This is a genomic window from Candidatus Arsenophonus phytopathogenicus, from assembly GCF_056113345.1.
Genome location: NZ_JBUIOB010000007.1, coordinates 23,412 through 41,557 on the forward strand (window position 1 = coordinate 23,412; position 18,146 = coordinate 41,557).

General features: G+C 36.4%; 13 protein-coding genes and 6 pseudogenes. 5 read left to right on the forward strand and 14 right to left on the reverse strand.

From position 1 onward, the window contains the following. The 4 genes from AC01GB_RS00860 to AC01GB_RS00875 are packed head-to-tail and all read right to left on the reverse strand — an operon-like array spanning nucleotide 1 to nucleotide 1,829. Nucleotides 1–366 carry a penicillin acylase family protein gene (locus AC01GB_RS00860; RefSeq protein ID WP_474449938.1) on the reverse strand — a complete coding sequence of 122 codons (366 nt, stop codon included), beginning with the start codon at nucleotides 364–366 and terminating at the stop codon, nucleotides 1–3. Then, nucleotides 363–1,178, reverse strand: a complete 816-nt coding sequence (locus AC01GB_RS00865) for a penicillin acylase family protein (protein ID WP_474449847.1) — start codon at nucleotides 1,176–1,178, stop codon at nucleotides 363–365. Before AC01GB_RS00865 ends, AC01GB_RS00860 begins: the two co-directional genes overlap by 4 nt. Then, entirely contained in the window at nucleotides 1,139–1,525 is a 387-nt protein-coding gene (locus tag AC01GB_RS00870; RefSeq protein ID WP_474449848.1) for a penicillin acylase family protein, read from the reverse strand. The genes AC01GB_RS00865 and AC01GB_RS00870 overlap by 40 nt, the downstream gene beginning before the upstream one ends. Then, nucleotides 1,512–1,829 carry a hypothetical protein gene (locus tag AC01GB_RS00875; protein ID WP_474449849.1) on the reverse strand — a complete coding sequence of 106 codons (318 nt, stop codon included), beginning with the start codon at nucleotides 1,827–1,829 and terminating at the stop codon, nucleotides 1,512–1,514. Before AC01GB_RS00875 ends, AC01GB_RS00870 begins: the two co-directional genes overlap by 14 nt. Between AC01GB_RS00875 and AC01GB_RS00880 the strand changes: the two genes are divergently transcribed. Further along, nucleotides 1,775–1,936 carry a hypothetical protein gene (locus AC01GB_RS00880; protein ID WP_474449943.1) on the forward strand — a complete coding sequence of 54 codons (162 nt, stop codon included), beginning with the start codon at nucleotides 1,775–1,777 and terminating at the stop codon, nucleotides 1,934–1,936. The genes AC01GB_RS00875 and AC01GB_RS00880 overlap by 55 nt on opposite strands. A gap of 65 nt (nucleotides 1,937–2,001) precedes the next feature. Here the strand turns inward: AC01GB_RS00880 and AC01GB_RS00885 are convergent, their stop codons facing one another. Continuing rightward, nucleotides 2,002–2,187, reverse strand: coding sequence for a penicillin acylase family protein (locus tag AC01GB_RS00885; protein ID WP_474449850.1), 186 nt, complete (start codon nucleotides 2,185–2,187; stop codon nucleotides 2,002–2,004). A gap of 1,540 nt (nucleotides 2,188–3,727) precedes the next feature. Here AC01GB_RS00885 and AC01GB_RS00890 point away from each other — a divergent pair. Next, nucleotides 3,728–4,396 carry a helix-turn-helix transcriptional regulator gene (locus tag AC01GB_RS00890; RefSeq protein ID WP_474449939.1) on the forward strand — a complete coding sequence of 223 codons (669 nt, stop codon included), beginning with the start codon at nucleotides 3,728–3,730 and terminating at the stop codon, nucleotides 4,394–4,396. On the opposite strand, the gene AC01GB_RS00895 is transcribed toward AC01GB_RS00890, so the two are convergent. Further along, complete coding sequence (locus tag AC01GB_RS00895; RefSeq protein WP_474449851.1) at nucleotides 4,365–4,973, reverse strand: hypothetical protein; 609 nt, start codon at nucleotides 4,971–4,973, stop codon at nucleotides 4,365–4,367. The genes AC01GB_RS00890 and AC01GB_RS00895 overlap by 32 nt on opposite strands. A gap of 1,214 nt (nucleotides 4,974–6,187) precedes the next feature. Between AC01GB_RS00895 and AC01GB_RS00900 the strand changes: the two genes are divergently transcribed. After that, nucleotides 6,188–6,856: a helix-turn-helix transcriptional regulator gene (locus AC01GB_RS00900; protein ID WP_474449939.1), complete on the forward strand. Its 669-nt coding sequence runs from the start codon at nucleotides 6,188–6,190 to the stop codon at nucleotides 6,854–6,856. Here the strand turns inward: AC01GB_RS00900 and AC01GB_RS00905 are convergent. Next, nucleotides 6,825–7,433 (reverse strand): hypothetical protein, encoded by a 609-nt coding sequence (locus AC01GB_RS00905; protein ID WP_474449851.1) that lies wholly within the window; start codon nucleotides 7,431–7,433, stop codon nucleotides 6,825–6,827. The two genes, AC01GB_RS00900 and AC01GB_RS00905, sit on opposite strands and share 32 nt — an antisense overlap. A gap of 504 nt (nucleotides 7,434–7,937) precedes the next feature. Between AC01GB_RS00905 and AC01GB_RS00910 the strand changes: the two genes are divergently transcribed. Next, complete coding sequence (locus tag AC01GB_RS00910; protein WP_474449852.1) at nucleotides 7,938–8,177, forward strand: PipA/GogA/GtgA family type III secretion system effector; 240 nt, start codon at nucleotides 7,938–7,940, stop codon at nucleotides 8,175–8,177. Between the two features lie 218 nt (nucleotides 8,178–8,395). Here AC01GB_RS00910 and AC01GB_RS00915 read toward each other — a convergent pair. The 7 genes and pseudogenes from AC01GB_RS00915 to kdpF all read right to left on the reverse strand — a co-directional run bounded on the left by AC01GB_RS00915 (nucleotide 8,396) and on the right by kdpF (nucleotide 17,467). Continuing rightward, nucleotides 8,396–9,126, reverse strand: a pseudogene (locus tag AC01GB_RS00915) (CDP-diacylglycerol diphosphatase). Nucleotides 9,127–9,624: 498 nt separating this feature from the next. Continuing rightward, a pseudogene (gene kdpE / locus AC01GB_RS00920) lies at nucleotides 9,625–10,309 on the reverse strand (two-component system response regulator KdpE). Continuing rightward, nucleotides 10,306–13,004, reverse strand: a pseudogene (gene kdpD / locus AC01GB_RS00925) (two-component system sensor histidine kinase KdpD). The pseudogenes kdpE and kdpD overlap by 4 nt, the downstream one beginning before the upstream one ends. Before the next feature lie 9 nt (nucleotides 13,005–13,013). After that, nucleotides 13,014–13,579: pseudogene (gene kdpC, locus AC01GB_RS18060) on the reverse strand (potassium-transporting ATPase subunit KdpC). Then, nucleotides 13,575–15,648: pseudogene (kdpB, locus tag AC01GB_RS00940) on the reverse strand (potassium-transporting ATPase subunit KdpB). The pseudogenes kdpC and kdpB overlap by 5 nt, the downstream one beginning before the upstream one ends. 10 nt (nucleotides 15,649–15,658) lie before the next feature. After that, a pseudogene (kdpA, locus tag AC01GB_RS00945) lies at nucleotides 15,659–17,362 on the reverse strand (potassium-transporting ATPase subunit KdpA). Next, on the reverse strand, nucleotides 17,363–17,467 hold the full coding sequence (gene kdpF, locus AC01GB_RS00950; RefSeq protein ID WP_409013939.1) for a K(+)-transporting ATPase subunit F: 105 nt from the start codon (nucleotides 17,465–17,467) through the stop codon (nucleotides 17,363–17,365). It lies immediately after the preceding pseudogene. 348 nt (nucleotides 17,468–17,815) lie between these two features. On the opposite strand from kdpF, the gene AC01GB_RS00955 reads away from it, so the two are divergent. Further along, a complete protein-coding gene (locus AC01GB_RS00955; RefSeq protein ID WP_474449854.1) occupies nucleotides 17,816–18,019 on the forward strand; it encodes a YbfA family protein in 204 nt (67 codons plus the stop codon). The last annotated feature ends 127 nt before the right edge of the window (nucleotides 18,020–18,146 follow it).

Sequence of the window (18,146 nt, forward strand, 5' to 3'; positions counted from 1 at the left end):
TTAGCTCTTCCCAGGTTCCAAAACGAGCGTGTGGGCCGTTTTTCCTGGTTGCAAAGGAAGTGGCTCCTCTTTTACCCAGTGATCATGTCCGGCAAGGAACCATGGACTTATCGGATTACCACTTTGCCCGCCAGGCATTGTTAGCGTACCTTGATCCTCTTTTGTCGGAGCAACAACCAGCCGACTGGATGCAGCAAAGCCAGGACGATTAATATGGGGCACATTATGATCACCTGATAATGGATCCGATGGTGCCGCAAACCAGGGGCGTAAAAAACTGAACACATGTACAAACGGATGAACAATATCAACCTTGTTGTTCTGTCCCCAGGTTGCCTCAGTGAGTTTTTTTCCTCCACTGGTCAGTAAGTCAGTATGGTATCCAGTTGATTAACAAGAAAATTAGCCCAACAATTGTATGGAGAAGGTATCCATTTTTCAGCCTTGATTAAGGTTATTACCGTTTCATCCCAACGGGTATTGGCTTTCATATAGCTGGCTTGAGGCCATTGCGCGGTTAGTATTTTATCAACCTTACTGAATATGCCACTATAAATCATGTCACGCCATGCTGATAATAGCAGGTATCCGACAGAATCAATGCAAGCAGAATCCTGCCATTCAGTAATAAAACCCGCAGCCTCCTTACGAAGTTCATGACCTATTATTTGTTCATTTAATAACGGTAATAATATCTTTTTCCATTTTTGTATAAGAGGCGCTCTATCATCTAGTTGAATGGCTCTCATAACATCGGCAGAGATTTTGTCAGCCTGTTTAAGGCAGCGTTTTATTTCCCAGGAGCGAACCCCAATATCTGCGCCACCATCGCCAATATAAAGGTATTTATTATCGAAACACTGTCTGTTATTGGCTGACCAGAGAATACCACCAGGTGGATCAACAATATCCGGGTGTTTTTCAGCGGCGAGTACAGATGCTCCCCATTCAGAATTTTCATCCAGTGGATAAGTATAATTTTCATGTGGATCCAATCGCTGTGGTAATCCTCCTGCCAGAGTCCAGCCTATGTGTCCTTCTTTATCTGCCAGCATCATGTTAACAGCTGGCATGCCTGATGCCCTGGCAATATCGATTGCCTCACGAACATTATTAGCCTCGTTTAAAGATAAGAAATTCAGTGAAATGGCTTGTGGTAACTGGAGAACCCAACGCATGGCCAAATTTCCTTCTTGGTTCCACACCACAGGCCCCAAGGACTGACAGGGATATTTAGTACAACAGTGTCATATTCTCCCAACAATTTTCTTACTTTTATCATTTCTTGATGAACTGGCCATTGTGTTATTGGTTCCTTGGTTCGTATAAAATCAAAAGTACTGGCATAAGCATTTGTGAGCCCCCAGGTAATACTGCCATTACTTCCCACAACAGTCGCCGGTAATCCCGGAAGAGTTAGTCCAGCAAGGGTGATATTTTCACTTTTGTCTGTATAATATGTTATTTTTGCCCGGTACCAGTAATTAGGCAGCATAAGCTCAAGATGCATATCATTGGCCAGCATAGCATGTCCGCTTATGTCCGCTTTCGCTATGCTGACTATCGACAACCCAGTCATTACTCCCGACATATGTATGCTCCGAAGGTAATAAGGGAGCGCGGTCACTGCTTTGTCCCCACCATACAGGTGGTGTGGCGTCCGGCGCGACAGGTGGTGCAGGTGGAGTACCGGTTAATGGGGTATCCCATTCGCTCGTATCCGGCATAAGAAACGCCAGTTGTTCTGTCTGGGTGTGTCTGGCAAACCAGCCACGTGCATAAAGACGCGGAGCGTGATTTTGCTGAAGCGCGGATGACAACGCATACAAAACGAGTAAGGTATCTTCATCCCTCCAGTCAGCGGGAGTTGTCAGTAATGCAAGATATTCAAAACGCTAATGAAGCTAGCCCGGCGTTAACTACCCGACTGTATTGAATGAGAATTTTCTTTTCTGAGACAGGGAGTGTGGGCAGAGTGTCGCGTGCTTTTGTGCGAAATTGCTATAGCCGGTTTTGCTGGTCCGTTTTTAGCGCAAGAACCCCTAACAATTCAGCCAGTTCACCTGCGGCCAGACGACGCATTAAATCCATTTGTGGAAATAGATCCTGTGCGTGAATAAAACCTAGAGCGTAGCTGACATCTTCCCGGGTTTTACCGGTAATACCTGGTATACCGAGGCTCTGCATCCCGGCTGATAGTGACCTTACCGTTTAGCAGTGGTTGTTTCAGTATGCCATCCAGATTGGGTAAACTAGGCTTACATAGTGCCTGTAGTCAGGCGGGCATAATTCAGCTCTTGAGATAAGACCACTCAGAATTTCGGTACTGATGAGTTGTTTAATCATGTGTTCAAAATACATTCTCGGACCAAGCCCTTATTCGTACCCCTAAATAACACCTTGTCCTTTCAGTATTTTCCTGTTGTTGATTAAGGTAACTTATCTTTCCGGTATATATATTTTTAGTTTGTTTATCTTCCTCTATATTGCTTATCAAAAATTACATTTTGAATTTTTATTAAATTACAGGGCATTAACCATATGTGCGAAAATGTATGGAATAAGTTTGATATCATGGCAAAAAAGAGAAGAAACTAACACAGTCATCAGTAGTAAAATATCTGATATTGAGTTTAGCTATCTTTTACTTTTGGCAAATGAATAGCCTGATTTTGTTTTATTTAATGTGAAGATTGTTCGAACTAAATTAAATGAAACAAAATTTTTTGTGATAGAGGAGGGTATATATCCTGGAGGGAAAAGAATGAAACTCTCGATTAATAAAGATATTGATATTCGCTTAAACATTCTGATGCTTTCATATATGAAACATGGTAATGATTTTTGGGTTATAAAAGATAAAGAATCAAGGTTTGTTTATGCTAATAAGGCTACCATTCATTATAGTAATTTATCTAAAGGTCTTTATATATAAGCTCTTTTAATAGTCAATGCTTTGTATCTGATTAGAATTTGAAGCTGTTATACAAGCAAACGATAAAAACGTAATGCAAAATCAAAAAACAATTCAAGTTTTCCATATTATTTTTTTAGATTATTTATTTGTTTAAAATATTATAAAGCGGATTAATCGCCTTTTTAGTCTTCCCCACGCCAGTGGGGGTGTTTCTTTATGGACAGAAAATCTATTATGAAATTCAATGGATTAACAGATCCTGAATTAAGAAACCTATTTAAAGATTAAAGATTTATCACAAAGGAATTATGGTGATATTTTTATCTAATATTGGACGACTGATATTAATCAGATTGCTATCGTAAAATGTTAAACAAATCTTATTGATAGAAATTCACAGGTTTAACAAAAATTGAATTGAATGCTTATTCAAAAGATAGGGCGCGAGAAATTAAGCCTAAAATGCCACAAAACACCCCTTGTTCATCGAAAAAGCTATTTTTTTAAATCAATTTCGATTAGTATGACAATAAATTACATTAACAGTGATGTGGTAGAAATGGTTTTTGATAAACTTCTTTGCAAGAAATTTTCCCTTACCGTTAGTCAAGGGGAAAAAATTCATTTTACCAAAAGCGATACTGAGCAGGGATTTTTAGCTAACAGTGTCTATCAGTCTAAGTCAGAGATCTCATAAATCATTAAGGAATTTTAAGAAAATATCATCATGATTTACAATAGAACAAATTTAATGCCTAAAAAATTTTTTTTTTTTCGAATACTGAAAAAAATAATTACATCAAGCAGCATCTGGATAAACAATTAGCGAAATATGACAAGGTAAACTACGTCTACGCTGTGATGAATAAAAAAAACACAGATGACATGATGATTATTAGTGATTTATCTGATGATCTTATCAATAACTATCTTAATAAAAAAACTCAAGATATTGATCCGGTCATTATTAAGGCATTAAATCAGGTTTCGCCTTTTTCTTGGGATGAAAATACTAAAATTAATTCCATATGGCCAGTTAAAAAAGTCTTTGAACCAATCAAAACACTTAATATTATCGGGCATGCTTTTGTTTTGCATGATCACCTAAATAACTTAGCGATACTATCTCTCTATATAGATAAATTTTTAATAAAGGATATTAATTTTTTTATTAATAGTAATAAAGATGAGCTTCAAGGACTCTTAATTCATACCCATGAAATGTTAATGTCACTATATAAGAATGAAAATACAACCGAAAAGATTATATTTTCACCCCGTGAATCAGAAGTACTATACTGGTGCAGTATTGGAAAAACCTATTCAGAAATAGGCACCATACTTAATATAAGTACTTATACTGTAAAATTTCATATTGGAAATGTTGTAAAAAAGCTTGGAGTTATTAATGCCAAACATGCCATCAGCTTAAGTGTAAAACTTAATCTTATTTCTCGTCCACCTGAGGATAACGCATGATTGGATATAATTTAGGGAAACCATTAATACTTATCGGCGAACCAGCATCAATATACCCCCATCGTCTAATTAAGGTTCGTGTACTAAACCTTGTGCATTCAGCGTAACAGGGTAAGTTTTCTTTATCGAGAATAGTATTCAATTCGCTAAATAAATCATCAACTAAGCTTTTACCTCTGAACGAAGGTTTTACGGCAAGAAGAGATATATAGTAATGACGAAAGGCATGTGGATGATATTGCTCAAGTCCGTCTATAAACGCTACGGCTTTCGAATAGTCTGCTCCACACACTTTGCGTAACTGGTTATCAATTTGAGTGAGTTCTTCTTTTGGCATTGGCATAGATTCAGGCCGAAAATAGACCAAAGCGCCAGCATCATTTTCTGTAAGAAGTATGCCGCCATATCTGCTTGCAAGGTTAACGTATATACGAAAAAAATTCCGTAATACATCAATAAGACTATCACGGTCACGACCTGGAAATATAAGCTTGTGTACCGGTTCTTCAGAAAAGGCCGTCGCTAGAATATCATTGACGTTTTCTAAATCAGTATTTTTTGCGTGTCTACATTTCATTATTGTTCCTCATCATTAAAATATAAAAAAAGCAATCTTATTTTATTATTTTTTAAATAATAATGAGATTAAAAAAGAACAATAATGAAAGTAAAAAAGGAAAAATTATTTTAAATAAAATAGAAATGTTAATATATCATAATAGATGATAAGATAATTCAGTTGAGTTAAATATATTTAACTTAAATCAATGTGCATATATCAATAAAAACTATTTTGGCGTTGGGGAATAATTTTTCTATTAATTTATTTTATGTTTAATTTTCTTTTTTATTAACATTTAAATTTATTTTTATAAATGGATTTAAAATACCGTCAAAATAACGGTGTTAAATTCAATTTTTATTTTATTGTAGTGACGATAAATTTTTTGCGCATAGAGGTAGAGATTTTTAATTGCGAACCCCCAGCGCTCAAAACGATTGGTACAGTTACAGCGATCTCATTTTGCCACCATTTGAGATCCAAGTACGTTTAATCAATTTGTAAGTTGATATCTTAGTCATGTCAAATTCAAGTTTTCCATATTATTTTTTTAGATTATTTATTTGTTTAAAATATTATAAAGCGGATTAATCGCCTTTTTAGTCTTCCCCACGCCAGTGGGGGTGTTTCTTTATGGACAGAAAATCTATTATGAAATTCAATGGATTAACAGATCCTGAATTAAGAAACCTATTTAAAGATTAAAGATCTATCACAAAGGAATTATGGTGATATTTTTATCTAATATTGGACGACTGATATTAATCAGATTGCTATCGTAAAATGTTAAACAAATCTTATTGATAGAAATTCACAGGTTTAACAAAAATTGAATTGAATGCTTATTCAAAAGATAGGGCGCGAGAAATTAAGCCTAAAATGCCACAAAACACCCCTTGTTCATCGAAAAAGCTATTTTTTTAAATCAATTTCGATTAGTATGACAATAAATTACATTAACAGTGATGTGGTAGAAATGGTTTTTGATAAACTTCTTTGCAAGAAATTTTCCCTTACCGTTAGTCAAGGGGAAAAAATTCATTTTACCAAAAGCGATACTGAGCAGGGATTTTTAGCTAACAGTGTCTATCAGTCTAAGTCAGAGATCTCATAAATCATTAAGGAATTTTAAGAAAATATCATCATGATTTACAATAGAACAAATTTAATGCCTAAAAAATTTTTTTTTTTTTTCGAATACTGAAAAAAATAATTACATCAAGCAGCATCTGGATAAACAATTAGCGAAATATGACAAGGTAAACTACGTCTACGCTGTGATGAATAAAAAAAACACAGATGACATGATGATTATTAGTGATTTATCTGATGATCTTATCAATAACTATCTTAATAAAAAAACTCAAGATATTGATCCGGTCATTATTAAGGCATTAAATCAGGTTTCGCCTTTTTCTTGGGATGAAAATACTAAAATTAATTCCATATGGCCAGTTAAAAAAGTCTTTGAACCAATCAAAACACTTAATATTATCGGGCATGCTTTTGTTTTGCATGATCACCTAAATAACTTAGCGATACTATCTCTCTATATAGATAAATTTTTAATAAAGGATATTAATTTTTTTATTAATAGTAATAAAGATGAGCTTCAAGGACTCTTAATTCATACCCATGAAATGTTAATGTCACTATATAAGAATGAAAATACAACCGAAAAGATTATATTTTCACCCCGTGAATCAGAAGTACTATACTGGTGCAGTATTGGAAAAACCTATTCAGAAATAGGCACCATACTTAATATAAGTACTTATACTGTAAAATTTCATATTGGAAATGTTGTAAAAAAGCTTGGAGTTATTAATGCCAAACATGCCATCAGCTTAAGTGTAAAACTTAATCTTATTTCTCGTCCACCTGAGGATAACGCATGATCGGATATAATTTAGGGAAACCATTAATACTTATCGGCGAACCAGCATCAATATACCCCCATCGTCTAATTAAGGTTCGTGTACTAAACCTTGTGCATTCAGCGTAACAGGGTAAGTTTTCTTTATCGAGAATAGTATTCAATTCGCTAAATAAATCATCAACTAAGCTTTTACCTCTGAACGAAGGTTTTACGGCAAGAAGAGATATATAGTAATGACGAAAGGCATGTGGATGATATTGCTCAAGTCCGTCTATAAACGCTACGGCTTTCGAATAGTCTGCTCCACACACTTTGCGTAACTGGTTATCAATTTGAGTGAGTTCTTCTTTTGGCATTGGCATAGATTCAGGCCGAAAATAGACCAAAGCGCCAGCATCATTTTCTGTAAGAAGTATGCCGCCATATCTGCTTGCAAGGTTAACGTATATACGAAAAAAATTCCGTAATACATCAATAAGACTATCACGGTCACGACCTGGAAATATAAGCTTGTGTACCGGTTCTTCAGAAAAGGCCGTCGCTAGAATATCATTGACGTTTTCTAAATCAGTATTTTTTGCGTGTCTACATTTCATTATTGTTCCTCATCATTAAAATATAAAAAAAGCAATCTTATTTTATTATTTTTTAAATAATAATGAGATTAAAAAAGAACAATAATGAAAGTAAAAAAGGAAAAATTATTTTAAATAAAATAGAAATGTTAATATATCATAATAGATGATAAGATAATTCAGTTGAGTTAAATATATTTAACTTAAATCAATGTGCATATATCAATAAAAACTATTTTGGCGTTGGGGAATAATTTTTCTATTAATTTATTTTATGTTTAATTTTCTTTTTTATTAACATTTAAATTTATTTTTATAAATGGATTTAAAATACCGTCAAAATAACGGTGTTAAATTCAATTTTTATTTTATTGTAGTGACGATAAATTTTTTGCGCATAGAGGTAGAGATTTTTAATTGCGAACCCCCAGCGCTCAAAACGATTGGTACAGTTACAGCGATCTCATTTTGCCACCATTTGAGATCCAAGTACGTTTAATCAATTTGTAAGTTGATATCTTAGTCATGTCAAATTCAAGTTTTCCATATTATTTTTTTAGATTATTTATTTGTTTAAAATATTATGAAATAGTTCATGCATTAACAATGCTTACCGATGATGAAAACAGCCAGCATATCAGAGGGCCTATTGTCGAGTATACCAATATTATTCTTAAAGAAATGGGGGATAACAAACTGATAAGGTTTAGCTATCAATGGCTGATTTCTGCGGGAGAGCTTGTGTTTTTTCCTTTTGTCATTTAACGCATTAATAATGAGATTATATTTCGTTATTAATGGGTCATGTTTAATTAAATTATATGAATAGAAAAATGTCAGTTTAAATTTGAGCTCTTATCTCACGTTAATAATGAAAAATTAATACAAAGAAATTATTCTTATCAAAAAGTAAATAATTAAAATTGCTAGATTATAAAAAATATATTTCCTTGGTTTATATAATTATAACTATTGATTCTATGTTATTGCTCTGCAAGCTCACATTCATGATCCTGAATCCGTTCAGCAGATACTCCTTTGGAGTTTGTTCCTATCCCTGCTAAAATAATGAAGGTGTCTGAATTTCTATTAATCAACCCAACTCCTGTATATTCTGATTTGCCTTGTTCTTTTTTAACTTTCTCTGCTACAGATTTAAATAGATTGCTATTCATTAATTCATTTAGACTTATTTTTCTGTAATAAAAAGAATAAGGTGGTATTGTTATCTGTTTTTTAGACCAGTTTGTATTTATTTCTCTTTCTGGTATTTTTGATATGTTTTTATTGGCAGAATTAGATAAGCATGATATATGAATGTGAAGCTGGTCCTGACTACGAGCATTTTTGGCGTTTAATGTTAATGAAATAAAAGGTTCCTTAATCGGCTTACCAAGTCGTTCTGTCAAAAATGTTTTTGCCAGCCATGCGTTATAAAGGTAATTTGGTGAATTTTTTTTTGTAATTTATCATCTTCAATCCCCGTTACTTTGTCAGTTGGTAATAAAAGATATTTATCATTATCAACTTTGTATATCGCGATTTTTTCATTGATATCAACCAGGCTACATGGTTGATAAGTGTCTTTATTAATGTATCCCGGTACACAATTTTCATTTATTTTATGCCATAAAAAATTTCTGTCAGCATGTGCTGCATTTTCAGTATGTATTAATACAACCAGTGAAAAGAATAAACATTTTGAATAATTCATTTTTTAAATAATCCTTTATTTAAAATAAAACTTATTTATAGTTATACTCGTGTTTAAATTATATAACATAAATAGTGGTGGGAAAACAATGGAAAAGTAAATTTTCTATTACAATAATAGTGATAAGTTAAGGATGGCGCTGAGTTTTAGTCGCTAAAACATAAAAGGGGTTCAGCGGATTGATTTATTGTTCCTGTCGTGGAAACTGATGTTTATATAACATAGACAAGATTTTCATTTCTTATAATAAAATTTCCCTGTCTGGTAAATTTTAATTCCCAGAATTGCTTTATTTGATTCTAACTTAAATTAATTATCCGAAATAAGAATAGATCGGTTAGGTTCTATATTAATATCCCTTTGACACCTCCCTTGCCCTATAGGGCCGGAAGGATGTTAATCTATAAAGGTAATAGATTTGTTGGGTTAAATATTGATAAAAGCAGTGATAATGCAAAATTAAGTGCATTATCATAATAAAGATAAAGTTAATTTTTATTAAGGCATAAAGCGGTAGCCAATTCCAGTTTCAGTCAGTAGGTGTGCTGGTTGAGTTGGATCGTCTTCCAATTTTTTCCTTAAATGTCCCATATAAATAAGTAAGTAATGATTATGTTCAACATAGTTAGGACCCCATATTTGTCGTAGCAGATGACGTTGAGTTAACACTTTGCCGCTATTAGCGATAAATTCACTGAGCAAACGAAACTCAATTGGAGTAAGGTGGAGTTCTTGCTGATTTTTCGTTACTCGTCGATTGATTAAATCAACACTAATATCACCAAATCGAAATATTGGGTCTAGCTGATTTTTGCGTGCATAGCGGCGTAGGGCAACTCTCACTCTGGCCAGTAGTTCACTGATGCCAAATGGCTTGGTTAAATAGTCATCTGCACCGGCATCCAGCGCCATCACTTTATCTGTTTCATCTGCCCGTGCCGACAATACTAATACCGGAATATGGCCCCATTGGCGTAAGTCACGGAGCAAATCAATACCGTCACCAATCAGGTAAGCCAAGATCGAGGATCAACAAATCCGGCTTGCGGGTCGCTGACTCGGTAAGTCCTCGCTGATAGGTTTTTGCTTCATATACACGAAAATTTTCACCTTCTAATGCCAGTTTGACAAATCGTCCTATCTCTTTTTCGTCTTCAATGATTAAAATATTGTGCTGGATCACTCCGTTTCAATTCCCTCTTCTATAGTAGGAACTTCTTTTAAAGGTAAAATAAAGTGGAAAGTTGCTCCACTTTTTTTGTTATTCTCAGCCCAAATTTCGCCATTGTGCAGCTCAATAATCGCTTGGCAAATGGCCAGACCTAAACCCACACCAGGAATGGAAGATTCTTTTTTAGCCCGAGAAAATTTATCAAAAATAAACTCTTCCTGTCTTTCTGGTATGCCGATACCTTTATCCCAAATTTCAATATGGACATATTTACCTTGAGGATAGGCATCAATGCCAATAGGAGAGTTTTCAGCTGAGTATTTAATTGTGTTTTCCAGTAAATTAATGATCACACGTTCGAGTAAATTGGCATCGCAATAAAGTAATAGCTCAGCAGGAACATTAATTTTAGTTGGGTGGCTTTTTAATGCATATTCGAGAGAACGTAATGCGCTACCGATAATTTCTTGTAATGATTCCCAGGTAAGAGTTGGTATAATGCCACCGGACTGGATCCGCGCCGTATCTAGCAGATTATTGACTAATCTTGAGGTACTTAGGATTTGCTGACGTAATTGGTTAACCTTTTCGGTATGCGGTGAATGTTCAGCACTTAATTCCAGCATCAATATTTCTGTTTGGCCAAATATTACCGTGAGTGGGGTCCGCAAATCATGAGAAAGTGCTGCCAATAAAGAGTTTCTCAGTTGTTCGCGTTCAGCATCCAGTTTGGCAGATTATGCTTGTCTAGCAAGTTGTAATCGTTCAAATGCATTGGCAATCAAGCCAGTAAAAGTTTGTAGCAGTCGTTGCTGTTCCGGGATCAGTAATTGACGCAAATTTTGTGGTTCGATAGCTAATATGGCTAAAGTTCCTTTTGAAGTCGCAATCGGTTGTAATTGATAAGGCACGCTAGGTAATGTATCTGTTCCTGCACCCGCTGGGTGATTTTTATCAAAGCTCCATAATGCAATTACTTGATCAATTTGTACTTGACCATAGTCAGCCAGTTTAAGTGGAATCAGTTGTTGATGATCATTGGGTAGCAACAGGCTGACTTTTGCTTTAAAGGCATTGGAAAGGAAATGATAACCTGTTTTTGCAATATCAATTTCATTCAGAGCTCAGCTTAGCTCTTTGGTCATTTCATAAAGATGGCGAGTCCGTTGTTCACGATAACGAGCGACTTTAGCTTGATAGCGCATACCAGCAGCGAGATTACCTACTAAAAAACCAACAACCAGCATGACAATGAAAGTTATCAAATATTGCATATCAAAAACAACAAAGGAAAAATGGGGCTGGACAATAAACAGATCGAAACCGATAACATTAATAAATGCAGCAAAGATAGAAGGATTTCGGCCATACAGCAGAGCGATAATAACAACCGCTAATACATAAACAGTGACAACATTAGCCTGATCGAAATTAAGCAAAAAGCGATTAGAAAATAGGGTGATGGTAATACATAACAGAGCGGCGAACAGATAACCCTGGATATTTCCTCGCCATTTGTCACTTAGCGGCCGGCGTTCAGTCTCTTTTTCCCATGAGGTACTTTCATCCAGTGCAATGATAATCAGATCTAAATCAGGCCCTAACTTGCCTAAGCGTTCAGCAAAATCAGGGCGAACTTTACGGGCTAGAGTTATACATGTTTTATTTTTCTTAATAAAGATAATAATTTTATATAAGTTATAATTAATAGCATAATATAAAATATCTTTTTCTTCATTTGCATCAGCCAGGGTTGAGGTTTCTGCGCCTAAATCTTGCGCCAATTTTAGTGCTTTGAGAATAGCGCGTCGTTTCTCCTCAGCTATGGCATGTAATTTAGGGGTTTTTACATACACGGCATGCCAACCAACTACAACCCAGCTTAGCGGCTAGTCTGGCTGCCGATCTAACCAATTTTTCATTTCCTATGTTGTGACCAATGCAAACTAATAAATTATCGTGAGTATGCCAAACTTGAGAGTAACCTTGGGTATCGCGGTACTCACGCATTTGATTATCGACATGATCGACGGTACGTCTTAGTGATAACTCTCGGCAATTAAGTTGCCTTTACGAAAGAAATGTTCAATTGCTCGTTCGGCTTGCCCGGCAATATAGACTTTTCCTTCATTCAGACGTTGGCGCAGGTCGTCAGGTGGTAAATCGACTAAAACAATTTCACTGGCTTGGTCAAAAATATGATCAAGTACCGTTTCACGCACGCGAATATCGGTAATACTGCTGACAATATCGTTTAAACTCTCTAAGTGTTGTACGTTGATGGTGGTTAAAACATCAATACCGGCATCTAATAACTCTTCAACGTCTTGCCAGCGTTTAGGATGACGACTGCCATGAGGGTGACTAAAAGCTAATTCATCCATTAAAATAATGGCTGGGTGACGTGCTAAAGCACCGTCAATATCAAAGCTATTAATTTTACGTCCGTGGTAGCGGATCCGTTTTGCTGGCAGTTGTGGCAAACCTTCCAATAACGAAGCAGTTTCTGATCGATTGTGCGTTTCTACCACACTAATGACAACATCAAGCCCTTGAGAGCGAAGCCGTTGGGCTTCTTGTAGCATTGCATAGGTTTTCCTACTCCAGCGTAGGCGCCGAAGAAGATCTTTAAGTTGCCGCGAATTTTTTCATTGGCAATACTCAATAAATCTTCAGAGGTAGGGCGTTTCGGTTCCTGGCTCTCCATCTATCAACCTTATTGTATTTTTGCATTCTCAGATCGTTCAAGCACATTAACGACAGGTTCACCTAAGAAACTAAAGAAAGCTCGTTCGGTGTTATCGGCAATTAAGTGTCTAATTTTATGTAAAGCGAGTCGGCGCACTTTAGCAACTCTAGCTGCTTGGTAATATGCTGCACTTGGTAAAATATGAGGATCTAATCCACTGGCTGAAGCCGTTATCAGATCGACAGGAACGGCTACGTTTTTTGATTATTGAAAATTTTAATTTGTTGAGCACGAACAGCAAACTGTTTTTGCAATTCGGGATTATTGACCGCCAAGTTACTGCCACTCGAGGCTAATCCATTATAACGGCTATCAGGCGTTGCTGACGGTCGCCCATGAAAATATTTAACATCAGTAATCGATTGGCCAATCAGTGCCGAACCAATAGTACGGTTATTCTTTTCAATCAATGAGCCTTTAGCTTGATAATTAAAGAAAGCATTTGATAAACCAGTGATAAATAATGGATAAACAATTCCGGTTGTGATAGTTAGAAAAATGAATAACACAAATGAAGAACGTAACACATTAATATTTAAAGGAAATAAACAGGCTAAGCAGTAGATAAATCAGCTTGATACCAATAAATGGTATAACTAAACCACTTAATCCATAAATCCATAAATTACGGCGTAGTAATGCTATTGCACTCATCGGATGGTAACTAACGCCTTTTAGCGCTAATGGGATCAGGGCAACACAATAATTAATGCATTAAAAATAACTGTTGACAGGATCGCTGAAGAAGGCGAGTGTAATTGCATGATATTTAATATATTAAGCTGAGAATAGGTCACTGAAAAAGCGGTAGAAATAATGGCAAAATATTTGGCAATATCATTAGCAATACTAAAGGTTGAAAGAGAGCCTCTGGTCATCCACATCTGCTTACCAACGTGAACGACTTCGATAAGCTTAGTCGGATTTGAGTCAAGATCGACCATATTACCGGCTTCTTTTGCTGCTTGAGTGCCAGAATTCATGGCAACAGCAACGTCAGCTTGTGCCAGTGCTGGCGCATCATTAGTACCATCACCTGTCATAGCAACCAGGCTTCCATCTGCCTGATATTGGCGGATCAATGCCAGTTTAGTTTCAGGGGTTGCCTCGGCCAGAAAATCATCAACACCGGCCTCAGCGGCAATGGCTGCGGCCGTCAAATAGTTATCACCGGTGATCATCACGGTTTTAATTCCCATCCGGCGCATTTCAGCAAAACGTTCTTTGATGCCTCCTTTTATAATATCTTTTAAGGCGACAACCCCAAGAATTTGTTGATTCTCAACAACAACTAATGGTGTTTCCCCTTTACGGACAACTTCTTCGACTAATTTTTCTGTTTCAGTTGGGACTCTGGCATGACTGGTTTCCAAATAACGACGAATAGAATCGGCTGAGCCTTTTATGATCACTCGATCACCCACATTTACGCCACTCATACGTGTCATGGCAGAAAAGGGAACAAAAGTGGCATTTAATGCCTGTAGATCACGTTCACGTAAATTAAACAATTGCTTAGCTAAGATAACAATCCTACGTCCTTCTGGTGTCTCATCAGCCAGTGACGATAGTTGGGCAGCATCAGCCAGTTGTTTCTCTGAAACACCTTTAATGGGTAAGAATTTAGACGCTTGGCGATTACCTAAGGTAATAGTACCTGTTTTATCGAGCAATAAGACATCGACATCACCGGCAGCTTCTACAGCGCGTCCACTGGTTGCGATCACATTGGCGGCTAACATGCGGCTCATACCGGCAACGTCAATTGAAGAGAGTAATCCGCCGATCGTAGTCGGGATCAAACAAACTAATAATGCAATCAGTACCACAATAGAAATTGGGCTACCGCTACCATTGATTTCAGCGCTAAATAAACTGAAAGGATAGAGGGTTGAACAGATTAATAGAAAAATAATCGTTAATGCAGTTAATAGTATGATTAAGGCGATTACATTAGGTGTTTTGCGTCGTTGAGCACCTTCAACCATCGAGATCATGCGATCAAGAAAAGTTTCACTAGGGTTGACCGTACATTGGATAATTAACCAATCAGATAGTACCCGAGTTCCTCCCGTTACTGAAAATCACCGCCAGACTCTCTAATAACAGGGGCTGATTCACCGGTAATGGCACTCTCATCAACGGAGGCACTGCCTTCAAGTACTTCACCATCGCAAGGAATAATTTCGCCCGCTTCAACCAGTACGATATCGCCTTTTCTTATTTGATCAGAGTTAATTTTCTCTTTTGCTGCCTGATAATCGGCACTGGCTAAACGAGTAGTAATGCTTTGTTTTTTTAACACCTTTAAGGCTAACCGCTTGCGCTTTACTGCACCCTTCAGCCAATGCTTCGGCAAAATTAGCAAATAGAACGGTAAATCATAACCAAACCGCAATTATGCCGGTAAATAGCGTACTGTTGTCAACTGAAGGTGTGAATAATCGATAAAACCAAATTAATGTCGTTAATATACTACCGATATAAACGATAAATATAACTGGATTGCGCCACTGAATTTGTGGCGCACATTTTTTATAGTGTCAAATAATGCTTGGTGGATCAATTTACTATCAAACAATAGGCTGATATTTTTGTTCATTTATATTCCCTTATTGGACGGAATGCCAAAGTTGTAAATGTTCAGCAATTGGTCCAAGTGCCAGGGCAGGCACAAAAGTGAGTGCACTAATAACGAAAACAGTTAGTATTAACAAGCCAATAAAGAGTGGGCCATGAGTGGGTAATGTGGCAAAGCTCTCAGGCTGGCGCTTTTTCCTTACCATAATACCCGCAATAGCCATTACTGCAGTAATTAAGCCAAAACGACCGACAAACATAACAATACTCAACGTAATATTATAAAATAGGTTATTGCTATTTAATCCTGCAAAAGCGCTACCATTATTATTTGCAGCTGAGGAAAACGCATAAAGAACTTCACTAAAGCCGTGAGCGCCAGGATTTAAAATAGCACTGCGTCCTGCTTCGGTAAAAAGCGCCAGTGTTGTTCCTAGCACTGTTAAAAGCGGGGTGATTAAAATAGCGATAGCGGTTAATTTCATTTCCTGAATTTCGATTTTTTCCCCCAGATATTCAGGTGCTCGACCTATCATTAAACCCGCCAGGAAAACGGCTAGCATAACAAATAGTAGCATGCCATATAACCCGGAACCTACGCCACCAAATACCACCTCACCAAGTTGGATAAGCCACATTGGTATCATCCCTCCCAATGGAGTAAAAGAATCATGCATGGCGTTTACTGCACCGCAGGAGGTTGCTATTGTGATGACAGCATAGAGTGCCGAATTTAAAATCCCAAAGCGACTTTCTTTACCTTCCAGATTAATATTACTGTTAGCACCTGAAAGCATTAATTGTGGGTTACCTTGCATTTCTGCGTAAACAACGATAGCGATAGCAAGAGTGAAAATGATCCCCATTGTCCAAATTAATGTTGTACTTTGCCGACTATCACCGACCACGCGGCCAAATGCAAAACAGAGTGCAGTGGGAATTAAAAGAATGGCAATCATTTGGCTAAAATTGGTTAACGCGGTAGGATTTTCGAAAGGGTGTGCTGAATTGGTGGCAAAAAATCCGCCGCCATGAGTACCTAATAATTTGATTGATTCCTGCGAAGCGACGGGTCCCATTGGGATAATTTGGTTTTGGTTTTGTAATGTTTCTACCACTAGATACGGTGAAAAATTTTGTAACACACCTTGGCTGACAAAAAATAAGGCAAAAATAATCGCCAGTGGTAGTAAAAGATAGAGTGTAATACAAGCAATATCTATCCAGGCATTGCCCAGCGTTTTTACCCCTTGGCGGGCAAAGGCGCGGATCAGCGCAAAAGCTACTGCAATACCGGTAGCAGCAGATAAGAAATTCTGTACCGTTAATCCCGTCATTTGACTAAAATAACTTAAGGTGTGTTCTCCACTATAGGCTTGCTAATTAGTATTGGTGATAAAACTAATTGCGGTATTAAGTGCAAGATCCCAATTTAGATTGACAAACTTTTGTGGATTGAGCGGTAGATTGTATTGATTGATTAATAGCAGAAAGAGAAATACGCTATCAATAACGTTAAACAGCAGCAGCGCAGTAACGTATTGTCGCCAATTCATTTCATGTATTTCACCGCCGGGTTTGCGCAACCGACAGCAACTCCATAAGCCGGATTCTATTTTGAAAACCCAGATCGGTAAATCACTTTCAATCAATAAAGCGATATAATTTCCTACAAATGTAGCGATAACAAGCAGGAGAATTAAAAAACTGGCAACTAATAATGCACTACTTACCATTTAAAAATCCTCCGCATGAATAAGCGCATAAATCAAATAGAGAAATAATATTCCAATTAGAATGATCCCTGTGATAGAAAAGATGGACACAGTTTGTCTCCTCATGATTTTAATGTACTGAGCTTAAGTCTTTCAATGCAAAGAATCTGATAAAAAGTCTGCTCATAGTGTAAAAATACCAATATAATAGTTTGTCTGTTATTACTCTTATCGCTATTTTTTATTACAATAAACAAACCACAGTTAATATAATGTTTATTTATTGTAATAATGGCTGCTTTTTTATTGTTTAATAAACAAATAAATTACGATATAAAGAAAAGTGCTGGCAAAAACAGCAAAAAAGTGGTCTGATGAGTAGTAATGCTGGTTTTTATCAGATAAAATTTTCATTCATTACATAATATATCTCAATTGTTTATATCAATTGATAACTTTATAAAGAGGATCTTTATGTCTGAGTATCGTCAATACCCTTGGCATCAAGTTCTCTTGCGTCGTGTTGGTGTTGTATTATTAGGCATTGTGGCTTTTCCTATCATGATTTTTCGACATGATCGTAGCCGCTTTTATAGTTACCTACACCGCATGTGGCTAAAGACTAGTGATAAATCCGTTTGGTTGGCCAGCGCTGAAGATACTGAATCGATGAAGTAATTAATTGATTAAAAAAATAAAACGTCCTATTACTTGTTGTGATAGGGCGTTTTTGTTTTAAGCCGCTATGAAACATATTTTTAAGTTTAATATTTAATAAAATGAATCAGCTTTACAAATAGGATAG

Excerpts from the sequence above, each read along its gene's own strand:
- AC01GB_RS00865 (WP_474449847.1), bottom strand. The coding sequence starts at position 1,178 with ATGCGTTGGGTTCTCCAGTTACCACAAGCCATTTCACTGAATTTCTTA.
- AC01GB_RS00870 (WP_474449848.1), bottom strand. The coding sequence starts at position 1,525 with ATGCTGGCCAATGATATGCATCTTGAGCTTATGCTGCCTAATTACTGG.
- AC01GB_RS00885 (WP_474449850.1), bottom strand. The coding sequence starts at position 2,187 with ATGCAGAGCCTCGGTATACCAGGTATTACCGGTAAAACCCGGGAAGAT.
- AC01GB_RS00895 (WP_474449851.1), bottom strand. The coding sequence starts at position 4,973 with ATGAAATGTAGACACGCAAAAAATACTGATTTAGAAAACGTCAATGAT.
- AC01GB_RS00905 (WP_474449851.1), bottom strand. The coding sequence starts at position 7,433 with ATGAAATGTAGACACGCAAAAAATACTGATTTAGAAAACGTCAATGAT.
- AC01GB_RS00910 (WP_474449852.1), top strand. The coding sequence starts at position 7,938 with ATGTCAAATTCAAGTTTTCCATATTATTTTTTTAGATTATTTATTTGT.
- kdpF (WP_409013939.1), bottom strand. The coding sequence starts at position 17,467 with ATGAGGAGACAAACTGTGTCCATCTTTTCTATCACAGGGATCATTCTA.
- AC01GB_RS00955 (WP_474449854.1), top strand. The coding sequence starts at position 17,816 with ATGTCTGAGTATCGTCAATACCCTTGGCATCAAGTTCTCTTGCGTCGT.